19 protein-coding genes are annotated in these 20110 nt (G+C 60.8%); 13 read left to right on the top strand and 6 right to left on the bottom strand.

Annotated elements, in window-relative coordinates:
* The first annotated feature begins 504 nt into the window (after positions 1–504).
* From ABD919_RS10970 to ABD919_RS10985, 4 genes are all read left to right on the top strand, one after another.
* Positions 505–1314 (top strand): hypothetical protein, encoded by an 810-nt coding sequence (locus ABD919_RS10970; protein WP_345236051.1) that lies wholly within the window; start codon positions 505–507, stop codon positions 1312–1314.
* Between the two features lie 184 nt (positions 1315–1498).
* The gene (locus tag ABD919_RS10975; protein WP_345236052.1) at positions 1499–1900 is read left to right on the top strand and encodes a hypothetical protein; all 402 of its coding nucleotides are present in this window, start codon (positions 1499–1501) and stop codon (positions 1898–1900) included.
* A gap of 92 nt (positions 1901–1992) precedes the next feature.
* Positions 1993–3522: an IS1182 family transposase gene (locus ABD919_RS10980; RefSeq protein ID WP_345236053.1), complete on the top strand. Its 1530-nt coding sequence runs from the start codon at positions 1993–1995 to the stop codon at positions 3520–3522.
* Positions 3523–3635: 113 nt separating this feature from the next.
* Positions 3636–4343, top strand: a complete 708-nt coding sequence (locus ABD919_RS10985; protein WP_345236054.1) for a hypothetical protein — start codon at positions 3636–3638, stop codon at positions 4341–4343.
* Positions 4344–4400: 57 nt separating this feature from the next.
* Here the strand turns inward: ABD919_RS10985 and ABD919_RS10990 are convergent, their stop codons facing one another.
* A complete protein-coding gene (locus ABD919_RS10990) occupies positions 4401–4787 on the bottom strand; it encodes a hypothetical protein (RefSeq protein ID WP_345236055.1) in 387 nt (128 codons plus the stop codon).
* A 274-nt stretch (positions 4788–5061) separates the two neighbouring features.
* On the opposite strand from ABD919_RS10990, the gene ABD919_RS10995 reads away from it, so the two are divergent.
* On the top strand, positions 5062–7008 hold the full coding sequence (locus ABD919_RS10995; protein ID WP_345236056.1) for a RecQ family ATP-dependent DNA helicase: 1947 nt from the start codon (positions 5062–5064) through the stop codon (positions 7006–7008).
* Positions 7009–7293: 285 nt separating this feature from the next.
* On the opposite strand, the gene ABD919_RS11000 is transcribed toward ABD919_RS10995, so the two are convergent.
* Positions 7294–7593, bottom strand: coding sequence for a rhodanese-like domain-containing protein (locus tag ABD919_RS11000; protein ID WP_345236057.1), 300 nt, complete (start codon positions 7591–7593; stop codon positions 7294–7296).
* Between the two features lie 191 nt (positions 7594–7784).
* Here ABD919_RS11000 and ABD919_RS11005 point away from each other — a divergent pair, with 191 nt between their 5' ends.
* Positions 7785–10115, top strand: coding sequence for an endonuclease (locus ABD919_RS11005; RefSeq protein WP_345236058.1), 2331 nt, complete (start codon positions 7785–7787; stop codon positions 10113–10115).
* Between the two features lie 79 nt (positions 10116–10194).
* On the opposite strand, the gene ABD919_RS11010 is transcribed toward ABD919_RS11005, so the two are convergent.
* Complete coding sequence (locus tag ABD919_RS11010; RefSeq protein ID WP_345236059.1) at positions 10195–10470, bottom strand: GNAT family N-acetyltransferase; 276 nt, start codon at positions 10468–10470, stop codon at positions 10195–10197.
* Positions 10471–10642: 172 nt separating this feature from the next.
* Here ABD919_RS11010 and ABD919_RS11015 point away from each other — a divergent pair, with 172 nt between their 5' ends.
* The gene (locus tag ABD919_RS11015) at positions 10643–11170 is read left to right on the top strand and encodes a hypothetical protein (RefSeq protein ID WP_345236060.1); all 528 of its coding nucleotides are present in this window, start codon (positions 10643–10645) and stop codon (positions 11168–11170) included.
* Between the two features lie 19 nt (positions 11171–11189).
* Entirely contained in the window at positions 11190–11474 is a 285-nt protein-coding gene (locus tag ABD919_RS11020; protein WP_345236061.1) for a hypothetical protein, read from the top strand.
* A gap of 71 nt (positions 11475–11545) precedes the next feature.
* Here ABD919_RS11020 and ABD919_RS11025 read toward each other — a convergent pair whose 3' ends face one another.
* Entirely contained in the window at positions 11546–12169 is a 624-nt protein-coding gene (locus ABD919_RS11025) for an outer membrane protein (RefSeq protein ID WP_345236062.1), read from the bottom strand.
* A 355-nt stretch (positions 12170–12524) separates the two neighbouring features.
* On the opposite strand from ABD919_RS11025, the gene ABD919_RS11030 reads away from it, so the two are divergent.
* Complete coding sequence (locus ABD919_RS11030; protein ID WP_345236063.1) at positions 12525–13559, top strand: Gfo/Idh/MocA family protein; 1035 nt, start codon at positions 12525–12527, stop codon at positions 13557–13559.
* 17 nt (positions 13560–13576) lie between these two features.
* Here ABD919_RS11030 and ABD919_RS11035 read toward each other — a convergent pair whose 3' ends face one another.
* Positions 13577–15733, bottom strand: coding sequence for a TonB-dependent receptor family protein (locus ABD919_RS11035; RefSeq protein ID WP_345236064.1), 2157 nt, complete (start codon positions 15731–15733; stop codon positions 13577–13579).
* 223 nt (positions 15734–15956) lie between these two features.
* Between ABD919_RS11035 and ABD919_RS11040 the strand changes: the two genes are divergently transcribed.
* From ABD919_RS11040 to ABD919_RS11055, 4 genes are all read left to right on the top strand, one after another.
* On the top strand, positions 15957–16667 hold the full coding sequence (locus ABD919_RS11040) for a hypothetical protein (protein ID WP_345236065.1): 711 nt from the start codon (positions 15957–15959) through the stop codon (positions 16665–16667).
* A gap of 74 nt (positions 16668–16741) precedes the next feature.
* Positions 16742–17296 carry a hypothetical protein gene (locus ABD919_RS11045; protein WP_345236066.1) on the top strand — a complete coding sequence of 185 codons (555 nt, stop codon included), beginning with the start codon at positions 16742–16744 and terminating at the stop codon, positions 17294–17296.
* Between the two features lie 143 nt (positions 17297–17439).
* Entirely contained in the window at positions 17440–17742 is a 303-nt protein-coding gene (locus ABD919_RS11050; RefSeq protein ID WP_345236067.1) for a hypothetical protein, read from the top strand.
* Between the two features lie 128 nt (positions 17743–17870).
* The gene (locus ABD919_RS11055; protein ID WP_345236068.1) at positions 17871–18152 is read left to right on the top strand and encodes a hypothetical protein; all 282 of its coding nucleotides are present in this window, start codon (positions 17871–17873) and stop codon (positions 18150–18152) included.
* A gap of 127 nt (positions 18153–18279) precedes the next feature.
* Here ABD919_RS11055 and paaN read toward each other — a convergent pair whose 3' ends face one another.
* The gene (paaN, locus tag ABD919_RS11060; RefSeq protein WP_345236069.1) at positions 18280–19935 is read right to left on the bottom strand and encodes a phenylacetic acid degradation protein PaaN; all 1656 of its coding nucleotides are present in this window, start codon (positions 19933–19935) and stop codon (positions 18280–18282) included.
* Between the last annotated feature and the right edge of the window lie 175 nt (positions 19936–20110).

Consider the following 20110-nt stretch of genomic DNA (forward strand, 5'->3'; position numbering starts at 1 on the left):
CCTCGTCCGTAACGTCACTTGGATAGGCTGGTCGGGGCTTTTTCATCCCCGAATTTCCTCAATAAGTCATTAACACCCTCTAGCTAAACGGAACTGTTTTTCAGCTACCGTTCAAACCGGGTGCAATAACAGACCTTATCTGTTAGCTTTTCGGAGCAGATTACGGCCTTAGGTGAATCAAGTCTAACCGTCTCCAAAGTGCAGCTATTTTACCGATAAATGCGGTTTTTAGGGCACCTTTTCGCTGCCAATATCGTTGGATAATCGACCCCTGAAAAGGATAGAAACAAGGGCTGATAGAGCCGGAGTTTCGCAGCCGATGCCAGTGATTTCAAGCCTTGCTATTGATTTGGGAATCCACAAAACCAGGAAAACCCAACAACACCCTTACAAGTCACTGAAAGTCAGACAAAAAATTTACTAAAATTTTTGTCATTTTTGGCACCATTCTTCTTACCTTTGGGTTATTACTCCAGAACACTTTAAACGTACTACAGAACGAAAATGCCAACTGCCATGAACGAGGTAACCAAAACCACCAAGGAAGCTACTAAGAAAGCTAAAATCGAGAGCTACGACATCAGCCGCTCGGACGAAACCCTGGACCTGGCGAAGGACCTCGCCAAGTTCATCAAGGACAACAAGCTCAGCACCACCGTGCAGGGCAAGGAATTTGTGAACGTGGAAGGCTGGCAGTACGCTGGCTCGCGCCTGGGCATCGTGCCCATCGTCGACCATGTCATCAACGTATCCACCGACCAGGAGCTGAAGTACCAGGCCAAAGTAACCCTCTTTGACCTGCGCTCGCAGCACACCGTAGGCGCCGGCTTTGCTGTCTGCTCGAACAAGGAGAGCGGCAAGAAATTCTACCAGGAGTTTGCCATCATGAGCATGGCCCAGACCCGGGCCATCGGCAAGGCCTACCGCAACATCCTGGCCTGGATTATCCGCGCCGCCGGCTACGAGCCTACTCCGGCCGAAGAAATGGACTATAACACCAACACGCCCGCGGCAGCTGCCGCGCCGGCTCCTGCAGCAGCAGTAGCCGCCGCAGTGCCGGCTATGCAAGTAGTTCCTGCTGACGCCCCGGCCCCGGCCGTAGTAGCGGAGGCCCCGGCCGTACAGTACGCTACGGCTTCGCAGAAGGAGGAAATCATCCGCCTGCTGAACCATCCGGTCATTACCCGCCAGGAGAAGACCAAGATGCTGCTCAACATCAACCGCCTCGACGAGGAGCGCGCCGTGCAGGCCATCGCCAAGCTGCGCAAAGCCATCGATGAGCGCGAGAACGGCGAGCAGGCCGCGGCCGCTTAAGCTTCCGGCTTACATGAAAAGCCCGGTACCGTGAGGTGTCGGGCTTTTTTATTGGGCACTTGTTAGCATTTGATAGCGCTGTCAGCGTGCACAAGACATGAATTGTGGAATATCTTGCAGTTCCAACAATTCTACCGTTTGCGTGGATTAGCTTTACACTTCGTGGTCACGCGATGCACCCGCCATGATTCAACGGCTCTTTCACTACGCCTACTGCGGGGGCCGCGTGGTGGACAAAAACTCCCCGCTCAACGGCGCTCACCGCATCGCGAGCGTGTTCCTCACCTCGCTGTTGATGTGCCTGTACTGCCTCTGCCTGCGGGCGGTGTACGCCGGCTGGGGGGTCAAGGTGCCTGATATGGCCTTGTATGGCATCCTGGTTGGAGTGGTGGCGGTGGGGTGGAAAGCGACCAAAAAATGGCAGTTCCGCCAGCTCCACGTCTCGGAACGCGTGGTCAACACTACGTTTAGCCAGCGCAAGAGCAAAGCCTGCGGATGGCTCTCGGTAGTCGTTTCGCTCTTTAGTATCTTGGGGGTCATGCTGACGAGCATTTTCACCATTGAGAACTACGTGGCCTGGCCCTAACCCTCCTGTTCTATGCATTGGCTCCTTTACCTTAACGGGCCGGTTTAAGGCTGGACCGTGGCTGTTGCAGAACCCGGGTACGTAGAGGGAAGATGCAAGGCAAGAAGCTGTTTCTCGACAAAGAGGTGACTTGTTTTCGGCTTTCCGAGCGGGTCCCGCCGCATAACCTCTACCGGCGGTTGGCCGAGCTGGTGGACTGGTCGTTTCTCTACGACGAGACCCGGGCGCTGTACAGCCACACGGGCCAGCCTTCGTTGGACCCGGTCGTATTCTTCAAGCTCGTGCTGGTGGGGCGGCTGGAAAACCTCGTGAGCGACCGCCGTCTGGTCGAGCACTGCGCCCTGCGGCTCGACATCCTTTACTTCCTGGGCTACGAAGTGGACGAGGAGCTGCCCTGGCACTCGACCGTGAGCCGCACCCGCCAGCTCTTCCCGAGCACCGTGTTTGAGCGCCTGTTCGACCATGTTTTTGCCCAGTGCGTGGCCCGGGGCCTGGTCGCCGGCGACACCCAAGCCGTCGACTCGGCCCCGGTCAAAGCCAATGCCTCCCTGGAAGCGGTGCTGGAAAAAAAAGCCTCCGGACCAACCGGGCCCCACCTGAGCGGCCGCCAGCAGGCACCCGCCGCGGGCTCGGTGGTGACGGCCCCAGCGCACCAGCTGCGCCAGCTGGCCACGGGACAGCGCCGGCGGCAGGGCGCGCAGACCGGCGCCCTGGGGGCCCGGCACGAACAGGCGCGGCTGCTGAGCAACAAGACCCACTACTCGCCCACCGACCCCGACGCGCGCATCTCCGTCAAGCCCGGCAAAGCCCGCGCCCTGAACTACCTCTGCAGCCTGGCCGTGGACACGGCCCACGGCGTCATCAGCCACGTACAGGCCGACTTCGCCGATACGCGCGACAGCCTGCACCTGCCCCGGCTGCTCGCCGGCCTGCAGCGGCGCTTGCGGGCGCACGAGTTGCGCCTGCGCGAGCTGCTGGCCGACGCCGGCTACGCCAACGGCCCGAACTACGCCTTATTGGAAGCCCAGCAGGTAACCGCCTGGATTCCCGTTTTCGGCCAGTACAAGCCCGAAATCGAGGGCTTTGCCTACGAGCGCCGGACCGACGCCTTTACCTGCGCCGAAGGCCAGGCGCTGCCCTTCCAGAAGTACGACACGAACCAGGACGGCGCCTGGCACAAAATCTACTGGGCGCCCTGCCACGTGTGCCAGCAGTGCCCGCGCAAGTCGACGTGCGCCCCGCGGGCCAAGCGCAAACAGATTAACCGCACCATCTACGACGCCGCCTACCGCCGCGCCTGGCTCCGGCAGCAGACCCGGCGCGGGCAACGCATGCGCCGCGTGCGCCAAGGCACGGTGGAACCGGTCTTCGGGAGCCTGCTGCACCACTACGGCCTGCGCCGGCTGAACGTGCGCGGCCAGGCCGGCGCCCACAAAACCATGCTGCTGGCGGCCGTGGCCTACAACCTGAAAAAGCTGCTCAAGCACCGCCCCCAACAGCAAGTGAGCGCGGCCGTGGCCCTGCCACCGCCCCAGTTAGCGGCCCATCGGCGCGCTGGGCAGCGCAATAGGCGCTCTGAAGCGCTAACCCCGGCACTCGTCCTATTCCTAACCAGAAAGTGAACTGCCCGGCCCGAGTTCTGCAACAGCCACGACCGTTTGCGTGAACGGGCAGCACGTCAGTGCTTGGGGTTCTAAATGGTGCTAGATTGTGCCAAAATAAACATTGGCTCTACATGAAGTATTCCGTCCCCGAGCAGCTCATTCGCCAGGCTTTTTTCTTTTCGGTGTGGTGTTTGGAGCAGTGCCACGATATGGCGCGCTACCACCGCCAAGTGGCTACCTTGAGCCAACTGCCCGAAGGAACAGTTGGCCATGAATTGGGGGCGTGCTTGCTGGCCCGGGAGTTGACCTTAGTGCCCGGCTTTGAAAGCCACGATCTGAAACACGTGGTGCTGGCGTACGAGCTAGAGCCGGTGGGCGAAATTCGGATGCAAGCCTTTATGCTGGGCAATGGCAACTGGACGCTGCCCAGCTGCCTGATTTTTCTGTTTGGGCTGCTGCTCTTGCCGCAGCACTGGCGCGTGTTTCGGCAAGATTACCACGCCGGACAACGCTGTTTGCCGCTCGCTTCCCTGACAATTGAAGAATGCCAGCACCAATCACTGCAGCAACTGCGAAGCCACCTGTTTAGTCGGTACCAAGAAATGAAACTCACCCACCAACCCAACCTGCACCTGCGCTTGAGCTGGCTGGGTAGCTACGGGGTAATGGCCGTGGGCCTTGCGGCGATGCTGTTTTGTTACCCCTTTCTGTGGTCCGCCGATTTAGCCGACTTAGTAGGTGCCGGTTTCCCGTTTGTCGCCGGGGCTATTTTGGTAGTCGGGGGCTTGCTTAACTTAACCCTGCAAGCCCACCTGAGAGCTAAAGAATCCAGAGCCTAAACGGCCCCTAAAAAGATTTCTTTTGCCTTTTCGACCGTTACAGTGAACCAGGCTCCTTTACCCACTTACGCGGAGTAGGTGTTCTACCTGCTCTTTACTGCTGATTTCTTGGAGCCACTGCAGGTTGGCCAGCAAGCCTTTGGTCAATTCTATTTCAAACTTTTTGTGCCGCCGGCCCTGCACGACTTGGATGCCTGTCATCACCGTATCCTCGCCTATCTGGCGGTAACTTCCGGCAAAGAAGTAGTGGTACTTACCCGCCGCAACCGATTCAAACGGTTGAAACGACGCCAGCTTTTTTAATAGCATGTAGGCGCGTTCGTTGACGTGAAACCCTAACCGAAGCTGCTCCCCGTTTAGGTGAAGTAGGACTTCTCCGCCAAAGGCCGATTCCTCCTTGAAGGCCCCCAGTATTTCCACTACATCCTGTTTCCAAGTGCTCATTACTTGTCGGCTGATAGAATGCGCATAATTACGCTCTTTTTCCTAAACCCCTAAATTAAACGCCTACAAGCTCCACCAGCAGATGGAACGGCCATTCCACGCCTATAGCGAGTTTAAGAAACTCGTCTACGATTCAACGTTTACGAAACTCGTTAAATAGATGAGTTTCGTAAACTCGTGCTGGCCATTTTCTCGGCTGTTCAAATTCCAACGCAGGGCATACTTTTCACTTGTGAAATAGCATCTCGTTTTGGAGCGTCAGTATCTTCGCTCCATGTCGCTACCATCTACTGCACCCTCTCCCCTAGCCATCCTGCGTGAGCACTGGGGCCACCAGGCTTTCCGCCCGGGGCAGGAAGATATTATCAGCTCGGTGCTGGCCGGGCAGGATACGCTGGCCCTGCTACCTACCGGGGGCGGCAAAAGCATCTGCTTTCAGGTGCCGGCACTGGCCCGGCCGGGCATCTGTCTGGTGGTGTCGCCGCTGATTGCGCTGATGAAGGACCAGGTGGAAAACCTGCGCAAGCGCGGGCTCAAGGCCGAGGCTATCTACGCGGGCATGAGCCACCAGGAAATTGACCATGCGCTGGATAACTGCGTGTACGGCAAGGCGGTGAAGTTCCTGTACGTGTCGCCCGAGCGCCTGCTCACCGAGCTGTTTCAGGTACGAGTACAGAAGATGAATGTGGGGCTGCTGGCCGTGGACGAGGCCCACTGCCTCTCGCAATGGGGCTACGACTTCCGCCCACCCTACCTGCGCATTGCCGAGCTGCGGGCCCTGCTGCCGGCCGGCACGCCGGTTATTGCCCTCACGGCCACCGCCACAGCCCAGGTGCAGGCCGACATCGTGGAGAAGCTGCAGTTCCGGCCCGGCTACCAGGTTTTTAAGCAAAGCTTTGCCCGGCCCAGGCTTTCCTACTCCGTGCTGCACACGGAAGACAAGCTGCGCCGCCTGCTGGAAGTGGTGCGTGGCGTGGGGCCGGGCAAAACGGCCATCGTGTACGCCCGCACCCGGCGGCAGACCGAAGACACGGCGGCCTTTCTGCAGCAGCAGCGGTTTCCGGCCGCCGCTTACCACGCCGGGCTGGCCCCGGATAAGCGCAGCCAGGTGCAGCAGGACTGGATAGCCGACAAGGTGCGGCTCATCGTGGCCACCAACGCCTTCGGCATGGGCATCGACAAGCCCGACGTGCGGCTGGTGGCCCACCTCGACGCGCCGGATACCCTGGAAGCCTACTACCAGGAAGCTGGCCGCGCCGGGCGCGACGGCCAGTATGCCTTTGCCGTGGTGCTGGCCGGGCCCAACGACGGCGACGAGCTGCGCCGCCGCACCACCCAGGCCTTTCCGCCGCTGGATACCGTGCGCCGCGTGTACCAGGCCCTGGCCAACTACTCGCGCACAGCCGTGGGCGGCGGCGAGCTGGCGGCGTTCGACTTCGACCTGCAGCAGTTTGCCGAAACCTACCGCATCAAGGCCGTGGATGCTCACAACTCGCTGAAGATTCTGGAGCGCGAAGGCTTCGTGCAGGTAAACGAGGCGGTGTTCCACCCGGCCCGCGTGCACCTCATCATGAGCAACCAGGACTTGTACGCCTTCCAGGTGGCCAACGCCCAGCACGACCTGCTCATCAAAGCGCTGCTGCGCCAGCACGGGGGCGAGCTGTTTGCCGGCTTTCAGACCATTTCTGAGAATGGCCTGGCCACCAGCCTGCGCCGCAGCGTGAACGAGGTGCGGCAGCAGCTGCGCTACCTGCACACGGCGGGCATTCTGCACTACCAGCCCCGGCAGGAGTCGCCGCAGGCTATGTTCACCACCCCGCGCTTCGATGCCGCCAAGCTGCCCCTGGACCAGCCGCGCCTGACGGCCGCCCGCGACCTGGCCCAGCACAAAACCAACGCCGTAGTGCAGTACGTAGCCGGCAGCCGCTGCCGCCAGCAGCTGCTACTGGAATACTTCGACGAAGCCGACCCGCCCCGCTGCGGCGTGTGCGACAACTGCCTGGCAGCGAAAAAGGCCCAGCAGGCTGCGGCTAATCCCGAAGCCTGGCGCCCCCAGCTACTGAATCTGCTCCAAGCTACCCCGCAAACGCCCCGGCAACTACTGGCCCAGTTTCAGCCCCAGGATGCAGCGGCCGTTACCGCCGCCGTGCGGGAGCTGGTGGATGTAGGCGAGCTGCAGTACCGGGAAGACGGGAAGCTGGTGGTGAGCAGTGAGCAGTGAGCAGTGAGCAGTGAGCAGTGAGCAGTGAGCAGTGAGCAGTGAGCAGTGAGCAGTGAGCAAAAGGTACGTGNACGTGTCATGACGAGCGTAGGAAGCGGAACGTGGCCATCCATCCTCTCTGTGTGACCAACCAGGTAATGCGAAAAGCCCCAACGCCAGAAACGGCCTTGGGGCTTTTTATGAGTCACATTTCAGTGGTGCCTGGGTGCTAGAGAAAGGATTGCCACAGCCTACGGCCTCGCAATGACACGTACCTTTTGCTCACTGTTAACTGTTAACTGTCTGCTAAGCTTTCTGGTAGGCCTGCATGCCGCCTTCCAGGTTGCGCACGTTGCTGAAGCCTTGCTGGGTCAGAAACATCTTGGCCTGGGAGGAGCGGCCGCCGCCTTTGCAGTGCACGATGACTTCCGAGTCTTTGTAGTCGTCAAGGTCGGCCAGCTTGTCGGGCAGGGTGCCCAGGGGAATGTTCTGATTGCCGGGGATGCTGGCTTCTTCGTTTTCCCAGGTTTCGCGCACGTCGATGATAATGGGCGTTTCGCCTGCCTGCAGGCGTTGCTTGAGTTCGGCAGCGGTAATGTCGGCCATGGTTTCGTGGAATAATATGGAGTGAATGGGTGGCAGCGGCGCCGGACGCCCGCTGCATGCAAAGGTGGCGACGGGGAATTGTTTTCACAGCAGCTGCGGTTTGCCTGGTTGCTACGGGCTGTTGGCGCCACGGGCAATTGCCTCATCGTCTATCTCGTATCTTTGCAACTTCCCCCCCATTACCTTTTTACATGAAACACATTTTCGCTTCGCTCTGGCTGGTGCTTGGCCTGGTCAGCGCAACTGCTTCGGCCCAAACCGCTCCCCCCGTTCCACCAACACCGCCGGCTGGTCTGCAAGGCCAGGCCCTGCGCACCTGGCTGGTACAAAACTGGTACGACGGCAAGCGCGTGGAGCTCAGCTATGCCACCGCCCGGGGCAAGATGTATAACTACGCCGACAACTACAACAATCAGGTAGAGTGCGTGTATTCGGGCTATACGGCCCCGCTGCCGTTCAGCACCACCGCTACCGGCACCACCGTGGGCCGCATCAACTGCGAGCACACCGTGCCGCAGTCGTGGTTTAACCAGGTGGTGCGCATGCGCACCGACATTCACCACCTATTCCCCACTTACGACACCTGGAATAACCTGCGTGGCTCGGACCCTTACGCGGAAATTCCGGATGCCAGCACCACGACCTGGATGCGCAACACCACCAGCCAGGCCACCATTCCGACGATGAACATCGACGAGTGGAGCGAAGACACCAACTCCCAGTTTGAGCCCCGCGAAGACCACAAGGGTAACCTGGCCCGGGCCGTGTTCTACTTCTACACCATGCACGGCACCCAGCCCGCGCTTATTGCTACGGGCCACGACAACATCAACTCGGTAGGCAGCATCACCACCCTGTACCAGTGGCACCTGGCCGACCCGGTAGATGCCCACGAGATTGAGCGCAACCGCCGCACGGCCATCAGCCAGGGCAACTACAACCCTTACATCAACCACCCCAACCTGGTAGCCGAAGCCTGGGGCCTGACGGTGTCCGGCCCGGCTGTAAGCTTCTCGGCTGCTACCGGCAGCATCGTTGAAGGCAACAGCGGCACCAGTACCTATACCATGACCCTCACGGCCAACCCGGCCCCGACGGCGCCCATCTCGGTGCAGCTGGTGCTGAGCTCGGCCAACTCCACGGCCAGCAATGGCAGCGACTTTGTGTTCACCTCGCCTACTACGGTAAACTTTGCCGCCGGCCAGACGACGGCCACCGCCGACATCATCGTGAACGGCGACACCCGCCCCGAGGCCGATGAGACGGTTACGCTCAACATCACCAACCCCAGCACCGGGGTCAACGTTGGCAGCCCCAGCACGCACACCCTCACCATCCTCAACGATGACGGCCCGGTGCCCACCGTGGCCTTTGATACCGCCGCCGGCAGCATTGTGGAAGGCAACACCGGCACCAGCACGTACACCGTGAACGTGACCCTGAGCAACGCCGGCACCAGCGGCAGCTTTACCGTGCCGGTATCGGTAGACCCCTCCAGCACGGCCAACTCGGCCGACTTCGTGCTGAACACCACCAGCCTGGCGTTCGGCAGCGGTGCCCCCGCCGTAGTGAGCATCACCGTAAACGGCGACCTGCTTTTTGAGCCCAACGAAACTGTAGTCCTGCGCCTGGGCAACCCCTCCAATAGCGGCGTGCTGCTGGGCATGCCCAACCTCCACACGCTCACCATCGTCAACGACGACATGCCCCCGGCCGGCGCCGCCTGCACCAAGCTGTTTTTCACGCAGTACGCCGAAGGCTCTGCTACCAACACCAAGGCCCTGGAAATCTACAACCCCAGCAACATGCCGGTAAGCCTGACGGGCAAGCGCGTGGAGCTGTTTGCCAACGGTGCCGCTACTACGCCCACCTCCACCCAGGCCCTGACCGGCACCCTGGGCCCCGGCGCGGTGTATGTAATTGCCAACACCGGCGTGGTAGATGCCGGCGTAGCCGCGGCGGCCAACATTCAGAGCAACGTGGCTTTCTTCAACGGCGACGATGCGGTGGTGCTCTTCGATGGCACCGACACTCTTGACATCATCGGCGTAGTGGGCCAACGGCCTACCAGCTGGACTACCGCCGGCGGTGGCTCTACGCTGAACCATACCCTGGTACGCCTGCCCAACACCACGCAGGGCGGCCGCTGGAACGGGCCCTACGGAAGTGTTACCTGGACCGGTATCGGCACCGACAACTTCAGCGGCATTGGCTCTTACGCCAGTACGGCTTGCGCAGTAGCATCAAGTGCCCGTGCCAGCGCCACGCTGCACAATGGCCTGGAAATCTATCCCAACCCGGCCTCGGAAACGGTACGCCTGCGCCTGCCCACGGTGCAGAGTGCCCGCCCGGCAACGGTGGAGGTGCTTGACCAGATGGGCCGCGTAGTGCGCCAGCGGGTAGCCGTGCTGAGCGCGACCGATGCCGCCGTGCTTGACCTGCGCGGACTGGCCAGCGGCCTTTACGCTGTGCGCGTAACCCAAGACGCGCTGCAGTACACGGGCCGTGTTCTGGTGAAATAACCGAGCGTGCTCTGTAACCTGAAAAGCCCCGGCTATAGCAGCCGGGGCTTTTTGTTTGGTATCGTCTGAGGTTTAGGGCTTAAGCCAGCAGGTCGCTGAACTCTTCCGGGTGGCGGCGCACGAAGGAGGCCATATAGCGGCAGCTGGTTTTCACCTTCAGCTTTTCCTGGCGGGCAAAGTCCAGGGCCGCCCGGGCCAGCTCTTCGCCCACGCCCTGCCCGCGCAGGTTTTCGTCGACGTAGGTATGGGTGAAGTCGATGACGCCGTCGCTGGGATAGGAATACGCCAGCTCGGCCTCGAAGCCCTTGCGGGTAGTGGTAAACTCCTGGTCGGCAGTGTTGTGACGAATGGACATGGGTACGAAGTAATTAGCAGTGAGCCGTCGGCAGCAGGCTGCTGATGGCAAAGTTGGGAAAAGGCCGGGATTAGGCAGCAGGCCGGCCGGCGACAACAAGGCCCGGGCAACTGCGTAAGAAGCTAACCCGGGCCCGGCCCGCAAGTTCTTCCTTTACTCCTTCTCCTTTCCCATGGATACGCAAGCCAACAACATTCCTTCGGACGCTGAGCGGCCCGCAGGCTCTTCCCACGACCACCGCCCGGCCGACCAGCAGGCCCGCGCCGCCCAGGCCCACCCGCGCACCACGGACGAGCCCCAGACCCAGCCCATCTCTCCCAACTACGGCGAGTTTGGTGGCGTGGCCGCCACTACTGCCTCCGGAGGCGTAACCAGCTACCCGGCCAACAGCGCCCCGCGCGCTAACGACGGCAGCAACGACAACCCCGACGAGTTCAGCGCCTTCCGCAAGGCCAACCAGAGCGGCACCGAAGACTACAGCGCCGAAGCCGAGCAGGCCAACCCCGCCCGGCAGCCGGGCCACGTCGAGCAAAACCAGGACCCCGCAGCAGTACGGGCCGCGCAGGGCAAAGAAGAGGACATTCAGCGCACCGCCTGGGCCGACGACGACCCGCGCTACGGCAGCGGGCAGCGTACCAGCTGGCCCAGCAACGAGCCCAACAACATCGACGACAACCCCACCGAAGACGGACAACGCTAACCCTCTCCCTTTCTCTCCCATGGCCAGAAACCAAGCCCAGGGGGCTGACCCGCAGCCTACCGACCCCAGCGAAGAAAACAACCGCGTCGACGGTGCTTCCACCCGCATGATTGAGGACGCCATTCACGGCCAGACCCTCGACCCCGAGCGCGACGGGCAGCGCGACGAAGACCAGCAGGACGACTCCATGCACCCCGAGATTCCCTCCGTGGGCCCGGCCCGTGCTTCCGACGAGAACCTGCCGCGCGAGCTCACCAAGCCCAGCGACAACAACTTCACCTTGCCGGAAATGCGGGAGGAGTAGATTAACAGTTGAAGCACAAAAAATGCCCTTGCTTACCGGCAAGGGCATTTTTGTGGTCGGCTAAGGCCGGATTAGAACTTCATGGAAAGTCCAGCTTTCAGATAGGTCTGGTCGTAGCCCAGCTCAGCAAAGGCACCGATGGCATCCGTGAAAAAATAGCGGCCACCAATAAAGCCGGCGGAATATATCCCACCGTAATCGGCAGTAGTTAGGAAGCTGCTGGTACTGCCTTCATACGAATACGAAATCTTGCGGTAGCCAACGCCAATGCCGGCATAGGCATCAAAAGAGTCCGTTACGGGGTAGTGGTAAGCACCACGCACCGAAACCACGATATCCGATGACTTCTGCTTAATACCAAAGAACTCAGCCGAGGTTCCCTGATACCCAACCAGGGCTCCAATACCGAGGACGCCAGGACCAAGCTGCTTTATGCCACGCTCAAACGAAGCGCTGAAAGCCGGCGTTGCGCTTACGGAACCAACGTAAGCATAGGAAGCTCCGAAGCCAATGCCCACGTTTAGAGCGTTGGTACCCTCTTCAAAAGGTCCGACACCGGCTTTAATAGAACTTACCTTCTTAGGGCCCGTCAGGCCCAGGGAAGTGCCTTCGCTGCCGAAACCGGAAGCCTGGGAAGCGAGGGGAGCTGCGGCCAGAACGGCCAGCGACAACAGAGAAGTGAACAGGTTTTTCATAAAGGTTGGTGGAGAAAAAAGGTTTACTAAAAAGAAAAAAGCGAATCTGACAATTGCACCGCCTTGTGGGTAATTCCTTCTTGAATCAGTGCAACAATACAAAGGTATTTCTCGCAGTTTCGATAGGACAATCCGTGCCAGCCCGTATTTTTCACCTCCGGGCTAGCCCGTACGCACGGCGACGTTAAAAGCGTGTTGCCTGGTTTATAGCCAATTACAAAACCGCATGTAACGGCAGTGTTTTTCGCTCCGTTTGGCGGTGTGGGGCCGATGACCCGGCTGCTTCTCCGATTTTGCAATAGCTCGGCGCCCTACCGGCAGGCTGAGCAAGCGCGGCTTTTCCTCTCCAGATGCTATGAAGTCAACCAACCAAAAAAAGCTTGGATTTGCCATTGTGGGCCTGGGCAAGTTTGCGACCGAGCAAATCATGCCCAACTTCAAAGACTGCCAGCAGGCACGCCTGACGGCTTTGGTGAGCGGCAGCCCGGCCAAAGCCAAAAAGCTGGCAGCCGAGTACGGCATTGCCGAGCAGAACATCTACAGCTACGAGAACTTTGACTCGATAAAGGACAACCCCGACGTTGACGTGGTTTACATTATTCTGCCCAACGGCCTGCATGCCGAATACACCGTGCGGGCCGCCCAGGCCGGCAAGCACGTGCTTTGCGAAAAGCCCATGGCTACCACGGTGGCTGACTGCGAAAAGATGATTGCCGCCTGCAAAAAGGCCGGCCGCCAGCTCATGATAGCCTACCGGGCGCAATACGAGCCATTCAACCTCAACGCCATTGCGCGCATTCGCAAGGGCGAGCTCGGCAAGGTGCGCGCCATTACCGCCGACCATGGCCGCCCGGTGAAGCCCGCAGAAGAAAAGGCCGACGTGTGGCGCGTAGATAAAAAGCTGGCCGGCGGCGGCTCGCTCATGGATATCGGCATCTACTCGCTTAATGCCTGCCGCTACCTGCTGGGCGAAGAGCCGGTGGAAGTAACGGCCCTGGAATCCAGCGACAAGTCAGACCCACGATTCAAGGAGGTAGAAGACAACATCCACTTCACGCTGCGCTTTCCCAGCGGGGTGCTGGCGACCTGCACCAGCTCCTACAGCTACGAGAGCGTGAAGCGGGGCCGCGTATTTGGCGACAAAGCCTGGCTCGACCTCGACCCGCTTTCCGACTATTACGAGCACACCCTGAAGGTGGGCAGCAGCAAAGGCGAGACAGAGCCGAAAATCCAGGAGGGTAACCAGTTTGCAGCCGAGCTCGACCACATGGCCGAGTGCGCCCGCACGAATACCACGCCCCGCACGCCCGGCGAGGAAGGCTTGCGCGATGTGCGCCTTATCCTGGCAATCTATGAAGCGGCCCGCACGGGCAAAGCAGTGACTGTCTGAACCACGGATTGACAACCTTACCAGCGCCAGCCCAGGCTGGCACCGCCATAGAAATTGCGGCCGGGCGCGGGCTGAAAGTAGCGGTTGCCGAAGGCGTTCAAGTCGTTGCCTAAGCTAAAGCGGCGGTCAGTGGCGTTTTCTACTCCTACGAACAGGTCCAGCTCCGGCCCGCGCTGCCGCGGGATGCCTGCAGCAGTATGCCCGGTGCGCCAGCCCGCGCGGGCTGCCAAAGTCCAGTAAGCAGCAGCCTCTACCGTGTTGGCGTCGTTGAGCGGAATAGCCGACTGGTGATTTGCGGTGGGGCTTAGGTAAAAGCCGAAGGGGGCGGTGAAATCGAGGCCGGCGCTGAGCGTATGCGGCGCACTGCCGGTGAGGCGGTTACCGCTGAAGTCCTGCCCCCCCGACTGGTAGTCTTCAAACCGGAAACCGTTGTAGGCATAGCTAAGCCAGGCCCGCAGGCCCTGGCCTGCTGGGCTCGCCGATGAAACGCGCTTGGAGGCGTCTTCCTGCTGTAGCTGGCCAGCGCCCGGCTGCCAGAGCCAGCCGCTCAGGGCAGCCTCCAGGCCCCGCTGCCGGGTGGTGCCGGCGTTGGAGAAAAGCGTGATGCCGGCATCGGTGCTGCGCGTGACAATGGTTTGGTTGAGGCGCTGGTCAAACACTGCCAGGTCGAACGTAAGGCGCTGCCTGGCCAGGCTGCCGCGGAGCCCGGCCTCGTAGCTGCGGCCCCGCTCCGCCCGCAGGTCGGGGCTGATGAGGCCGCTTGAGGGCCGGATTTCCTCTTCCGTGGGCGGCGAGAAGCCGGTGCTGAAGCTGGCGTAGGCCGAGACGGTGGGCGTTATTTCCTTGAGCAGCGCCAGGCGGGGCGACACTTCGGGCCGAAAGTTTCGCTCCAAAGCATACGCCCCGCCCAATGCTGCCAGCCCCGACACCCGGTTGACGCGGTAGCGCAGGCGGTTGTAGCTGGCGCCGGCCGTGGCCAGCAGGCCAAAGGGCAGCTCCACGTCGGCCTGCGCGAAGAAGAAGCCGGTGGCGGTGGCCACCTCGTCGTCGTAGCGCAGCGCGCCGGGTGTGCCGCGCTGGTTCTGGTAGTTACGCGAAGTCTCGAAGCTGCCCTGGTACTCGGCCCCGGCGGCCAGCCGCAGCCGACGGCCGGCTAGCGGCGTAGCGTAGCGCCACACGCTGCGCCCGCCCCCGCCCAGGTTGGCGTTGCGCTCAAAATCGACAAGGAAAGGCGTTTGAATGGTGGCGGCCGTACCGTAGAGCGTGGTTGTTGCCGTCAGCTTCCCGCTGAGCTGGTACTCGCTGGTAATTCCGGCCAGGCCGGTGCGCGAGGCATAGGAAGCCTGCTGCGTTACCGTGCCCGGGTTGGGGCCGGCATCGGGGCGCGCCTGGCGGGGGTTCTGCTCGAACTGCGCCGCGGTGAGACCGCCGGGCAGCTGGTAGGCTATGTCGGCATACAGCACGTGCACGGCCAGCGTGTGCCGGGCCGAAGCAGCGGTTTCGGCATTCAGGGTCAGCACCTCGCGGCGCAGGGCGCTGTTCTGCCGGTAGCCATCGAGCGTCTGCCGGGCGTACTGGGCCCGTATGTAGCTGGTGCCAGTGCTGGTTTCGGCGCTTAGGGTGCTACGCCGCAGGCCGAAGCTGCCCAGGGTGAAGCCGGCCTGCACCCGACTGCCCGGGCCAGTAGGCCGCGGCGTTTCGAAGCGCACGGCCCCGCCGGTGCCGGCCCCGTAGGCGCTGCCAGCCGGGCCTTTCAGCACTTCGATGCGGGCTATGGTGGCGGGGTCGAGCAGGTTGAGCGGGGTGCTGCCGCTGGCTTCGGTAAAGGGAATATCGTGGTAGTACACCTTCACGTTGCGCACCCCAAACGGCGAGCGCAGCGTGCTGCCCCGAATGCTGAGGCGGTAGCTGGCGGTGGCTCGCTCCTCCAGCCGCACGCCCGGCAGGGTGTTGACAGCCGCCGTGAGCGAGGCCTGGTTAAAGCGGTTGATAACGCGGGCATCGACGAGGCCAATGCTGGCGGCTGTGCGCCGCAGCGGCAGCTGCTGGCCATAGCCGGTAACCGTGGCCTCCGGCAGCCGGATGGTGCGCGTAGTGTCGGGCAGGGTTTGGGCAGCCAGGGGCCGGGCGGCAACTACCAGCAGTAGCTTGGCCAGCAAAGTGAAACGGGGCATGAATGCGAACAGAACGGAAGTTTGCCAACGGCAAAGGTGGCGGCTTGGTTGGAGTAGTCCGACTTCTACCTGACCTGCGCATCAAGAGGCATCGCGCCGAGGACGCGGGGCTATCTGGCATCCGGCTAGAATTTCCAGGCCTGTTCTATGGCAAGCTATAGGCTAAAAAAGCATCACGTCTGTTTACTACAAGTTCTCGTTACTTGCACGCAATCGCCTGAGTATGCACGCTGACTTCTCTCCCCTGTACCTGCCGCGCCGGCACCGCCGCCGGCTGCTGTTTCCGCCGGGCCTGCTGGCGCTGGCAGGACTGCTGTGGGTAGGGTGTGTGGCGCTGGGGCCATGGCTAAACGAACTGCAACCAAAGAGAGTGTTGCAACTGACGATGCCAATTGTGCTTAGCCAAGGGATGCCGAAAAATGAACTTGACCTTGGGTTTTATATGCCGTCTCCTGCCGAAGCTCAGGTATATGGCCCTTGGCTCAATGCTTCCTTCACTGGCAACTTGGAGTCTGATACACGTGAGCAAGTGCGGGTAGCCGCTCTGATAAGCACTATGCGTATCCACACTGACAGCGGTGTTCGGATACTTTTTTTCCCAGGCTCTCACTATGAGCAACTGGTATTTGTCCTTAATGAATTAGCAGGCAATAACATCAGACGCTATTGGGTAGATTTTCACAAAAGTCCTTGGTCTATAAACGCCATTAAGATTAGTGATAAGCCTGCACCAATAAGCAAGCAGGAATTTTTTCCATTCTGCGGCACGGTTAGTTATACCCCTCCAACCCGTTCTCCTTCAGGATTACAGTTATCTAACGAAGCTAATAACCCACGTCAGGGCACGCTGCTCCAATCCGAATGGCGCCCCACCATGTGGCTGCTGGCGGCCATTGCTGCCCTGAGCACTTGGCGCATGGTGCGGCGCCCGTAATTCCGCCATTACATTCTGCCACCTTACTTTGAGGCGCCCACCTCTCTCCGGCCCATTCCGCTGGGTTTACTCCAATGCCCGCCCTCACCCCCGAACTACGAAAAGCCCTGCTCCAACTCCCGCAAAAGGAAAAAGACCAGCTTCTCTGCCGCCTCGTAGCCCAAGACGCGGTGCTGACCGAGCAGCTGGCGTTTCGCCTGCTCGAAGGGCCCGATGCCCTGGAAGTGCGCCGGCAGGTGCTGCGCCAACAGGTAGATGACCCCGTGCGCGGCTACCACCAGACGCCCAACGACCTGCTGCTCATCCTGCGCCAGCTGCAGGCCCGGCTGGCCTACCATAGCAAAATCACCGACGACACCTTTGGCGAGATTGAGCTGAGCCTGCGCCTATTGGCTAATGTATTTCAGCATCAGTCGGCCATTACCGCACGCCTGCATGGCCCTACCCAGCCCCTGCTGCAACACCTCACCAAGCGCACCCACGAGGCGCTGAAGCAAGCCGCCAAGCTGCACGAAGACTACCACCTGGAGCTGGCCGACACCGCCAACGCCGTGCTGGCGGCCCTGTGGCAGTCGGGTGCCGCGCCGCTGGCCCGTGAAGCCGGGCTACCCAGGTCATTTAGCAGTTAACAGTGAGCAGTTAGCAGATGCTGTTACGTGAGCTAGGAAGGGCCACTACCAGTGTATCCGTGGGCACACGTGTAAAAGCGAACCGCAAACGCCTCCAAGCGTACATTGCCAACTGATAACTGCTCACTGTTAACTGCATTCCAATGCCCAGCACCCCACCTCCTGCCCACCAGCGCGCCCCACAACTGTCCGAATCTGAGCTCCGCCAGGCCCTCGACGAGCTGGACGCCAAAATCAAAACCCTGCACAACCGGGCCCATGCCACTGCCGCCGGCTCGCCTAACACTTATCAGGAGCATGCCGCCGCCCTGGAAACCAAGCGCGCCCTGCTGGCCGAGCAGCTGGGCCAGGCCCCTACCCCAGCTGATGGCTCTGAGCCAGGGGTTTGGGGGCAAATAAAACGGGGCATTGATGGCCTGCGTGAGGATTTGAGAAATATCTTATAATTTTTTGCACTTAAAGCGAATCTATTCGCAACCTGCGACATGGCACCTGCGTTTGAAGACTAAAGAGCCTTTAGACGGCGGCTCCTTAAACTGGTCCGTCTCAACTCCTTCCCTTCGAACTCATCGCCATGAAAAAGATATTTTCCCTTCTGCTGATGCTGCTGTTTATGGTAGCCTCCGTGGACCTGGCTCAGGCCCGGGACAACAAGCCTAGAAAATCTCAGGCCCGCGACGTCAAGCCTAAGAAAAAGCACTTCGTACACAACTCGGAATCCAGCAAAGGCAAAAACTCCCGCGCTCAGTTCCGTCGTCGTACCGAGCCGCCAACCATAGACTTTGCTCCCCGCAAGCTTGAAAAATTCAAAACAGCCCGCGCTAATCCTGACTGGAAATTTGCCAAAGGCCACTAAAAACAGCAAGGCCCGACTTCCAAAGAAGTCGGGCCTTGCTGTTTAATCAGCAATTGACAATGAGCAGTTAACAGTGGGCAAAAGGAACATCGTTGTTCATTGCTCACTGTTAACTGCTCACTGAAAATTAAGCCGGCTCGCGGAAGCCTACCCAGGTAAAGCGCTTCACCACAAACTCGGGGTTGGTGAAGGAGGCGTTGCCGGCAGGGTTGCCCCCGGTAACGTGGAAATCGGAGAAGCCGGCGTTCTGGTTCACGTAGATGCCACCGGTGAGGTTGAAGCTAACGGGCGTACCGGCCATACTCATCTCGTCCATGATGTGCTCCTTCACCTCCGGGTCGGTGGTGTAGGCACCGCAGCTGATGGCGCCGTGCTCGCTGGCCAGCTGGGCAGCCAGGCGGATGCTCTCGTTGGTATCTTTGGTTTTGATAACCAGCATAATGGGACCGAACAGCTCCTGACTAAACTGCTCTACCCGGCTGGCATCTACCTCGTGAATGCTGGGCGAGCAGGTGCGGGCATTCTGAAACATGGGGTTGTCGACGGTGCCGTGGGCCAGGATGCTGCGGCCGCCATCGAAGGCCAGCTGCTTCACCCGGTCGTGGGTAGCCGGGTTCTGAATGGCCCCGAACACGTGCGGGGCTGCCTTGGGGTTGGTGGCCAGGCCGGTCACGGCAGCCGCCAGCTTCTGTACTACCTCCTCGTAAGGCACCTGGGTGTCGCCCACCTTCACGCCGCTTTCCGGGATGAAGAAGTTCTGGGGCGCCGTGCACATCTGCCCCGAGTAGAGGCTGACGGAGAAAGCCAGGTTCTGGGCCACCTTGTCAAGGTCGTCGCAGCTGTCGAGGATGATGCTGTTGACACCGGTTTTCTCGGTAAACACCGTCTTGCCCTTCAGGCCTTCGATGTACTCGCCAAACTGCGAGCTACCGGTGTAGTCGATGAGCTTGATGGCCGGGTTCTCGGCCAAATCCTTGGTGATGAGTCGGTCATCTGCATCCACGGCCAGCTGGCAGATGTAGGGGCTCAGGCCGTGCTCGGCCAGCACTTTCTGCACTTCGGCCACCACGATGGCGATGGGCAGCACCGCCTTGGGGTGGGGCTTGATGATGGTGGGGTTGCCGGTTACGAGCGAGGCGAACATGCCGGGCACCGTGTTCCAGGTGGGGAACGTGGAGCAGCCAATAACCAGGGCCAGTCCCTTGGGCACGGCGCGCCAAGTTTTGTTCAGCGCCAGGTTGTACTTGCCCATGGGCTTTTCCCAGCGGGTTTCTTCAGGGAAGCGGGTTTGCTCCTCGTAGCCGGCGGCAATGGCTTCGAGGGCGCGGTCGGCGGCGTGGGGGCCGCTGGCCTGGAACGACATCAGGAAGGCCTGCCCCGTGGTGTGCATGGTGGCGTAGGCGATGTCGAAAAAGCGGCTCTTCACTCCTTCGAGTGCTTCGGTGAGCAGGGCGGCACGCAGGGCCGGCTTTTGCCGGCGCCACTCGGCGAATGCGCTCTGCGCGTTGGCAATCAGCGCGTCGGGCTCGTAGAACGGGTACTTGATGCCCAGCGGCTGCTGCTCGTAGGGCGACTCCTCCTGCCCTACCCAGGCCTGGGGCTCGCCCTGCAGCAGCTCGGTGAACTGCTTGTCGCGCATGGCGGCAAAGGCGGCACGGCCCTGGGCGTCGGCATCGGCGCCGTAGATTTCAGGAGAAGGATTTTCGGGAAAGGCCGCGAAGAACGTGCGTCCGTGCAGGGCCTGCACGGCTGCGTCGAGGGTGGCCTGGTGCTTGTCAATCATCTTTTCTTGGTGAAGAATGAAGGTTGGGGAGGGAACGCCGCAAGTTACGGCGCTTTTGCCGGCGCTGCTACCAGGCAGGCTATACCGTTTGGCCTGGAATAAGATGCTGCCTGACTGTCATGCGCTGGCCCGGGGCAGCGAAAATATGAACGCCCTTACCGCCCTGCTCCGGCCA

Origin of the sequence: Hymenobacter saemangeumensis (assembly GCF_039541835.1) — a bacterium.
In the GTDB taxonomy this organism is placed as follows: Bacteria; Bacteroidota; Bacteroidia; order Cytophagales; family Hymenobacteraceae; genus Hymenobacter; species Hymenobacter saemangeumensis.

Excerpts from the sequence above, each read along its gene's own strand:
- ABD919_RS11000 (WP_345236057.1), bottom strand. The coding sequence starts at position 7,593 with ATGGCCGACATTACCGCTGCCGAACTCAAGCAACGCCTGCAGGCAGGC.
- ABD919_RS11025 (WP_345236062.1), bottom strand. The coding sequence starts at position 12,169 with ATGAAAAACCTGTTCACTTCTCTGTTGTCGCTGGCCGTTCTGGCCGCA.
- ABD919_RS10975 (WP_345236052.1), top strand. The coding sequence starts at position 1,499 with ATGATTCAACGGCTCTTTCACTACGCCTACTGCGGGGGCCGCGTGGTG.
- ABD919_RS11050 (WP_345236067.1), top strand. The coding sequence starts at position 17,440 with ATGCCCAGCACCCCACCTCCTGCCCACCAGCGCGCCCCACAACTGTCC.
- ABD919_RS11040 (WP_345236065.1), top strand. The coding sequence starts at position 15,957 with ATGCACGCTGACTTCTCTCCCCTGTACCTGCCGCGCCGGCACCGCCGC.
- ABD919_RS11005 (WP_345236058.1), top strand. The coding sequence starts at position 7,785 with ATGAAACACATTTTCGCTTCGCTCTGGCTGGTGCTTGGCCTGGTCAGC.
- ABD919_RS11020 (WP_345236061.1), top strand. The coding sequence starts at position 11,190 with ATGGCCAGAAACCAAGCCCAGGGGGCTGACCCGCAGCCTACCGACCCC.
- ABD919_RS10990 (WP_345236055.1), bottom strand. The coding sequence starts at position 4,787 with ATGAGCACTTGGAAACAGGATGTAGTGGAAATACTGGGGGCCTTCAAG.
- ABD919_RS10970 (WP_345236051.1), top strand. The coding sequence starts at position 505 with ATGCCAACTGCCATGAACGAGGTAACCAAAACCACCAAGGAAGCTACT.
- ABD919_RS11010 (WP_345236059.1), bottom strand. The coding sequence starts at position 10,470 with ATGTCCATTCGTCACAACACTGCCGACCAGGAGTTTACCACTACCCGC.
- ABD919_RS11035 (WP_345236064.1), bottom strand. The coding sequence starts at position 15,733 with ATGCCCCGTTTCACTTTGCTGGCCAAGCTACTGCTGGTAGTTGCCGCC.
- ABD919_RS10985 (WP_345236054.1), top strand. The coding sequence starts at position 3,636 with ATGAAGTATTCCGTCCCCGAGCAGCTCATTCGCCAGGCTTTTTTCTTT.
- ABD919_RS11045 (WP_345236066.1), top strand. The coding sequence starts at position 16,742 with ATGCCCGCCCTCACCCCCGAACTACGAAAAGCCCTGCTCCAACTCCCG.
- ABD919_RS10995 (WP_345236056.1), top strand. The coding sequence starts at position 5,062 with ATGTCGCTACCATCTACTGCACCCTCTCCCCTAGCCATCCTGCGTGAG.
- ABD919_RS11030 (WP_345236063.1), top strand. The coding sequence starts at position 12,525 with ATGAAGTCAACCAACCAAAAAAAGCTTGGATTTGCCATTGTGGGCCTG.
- paaN (WP_345236069.1), bottom strand. The coding sequence starts at position 19,935 with ATGATTGACAAGCACCAGGCCACCCTCGACGCAGCCGTGCAGGCCCTG.
- ABD919_RS11015 (WP_345236060.1), top strand. The coding sequence starts at position 10,643 with ATGGATACGCAAGCCAACAACATTCCTTCGGACGCTGAGCGGCCCGCA.
- ABD919_RS11055 (WP_345236068.1), top strand. The coding sequence starts at position 17,871 with ATGAAAAAGATATTTTCCCTTCTGCTGATGCTGCTGTTTATGGTAGCC.
- ABD919_RS10980 (WP_345236053.1), top strand. The coding sequence starts at position 1,993 with ATGCAAGGCAAGAAGCTGTTTCTCGACAAAGAGGTGACTTGTTTTCGG.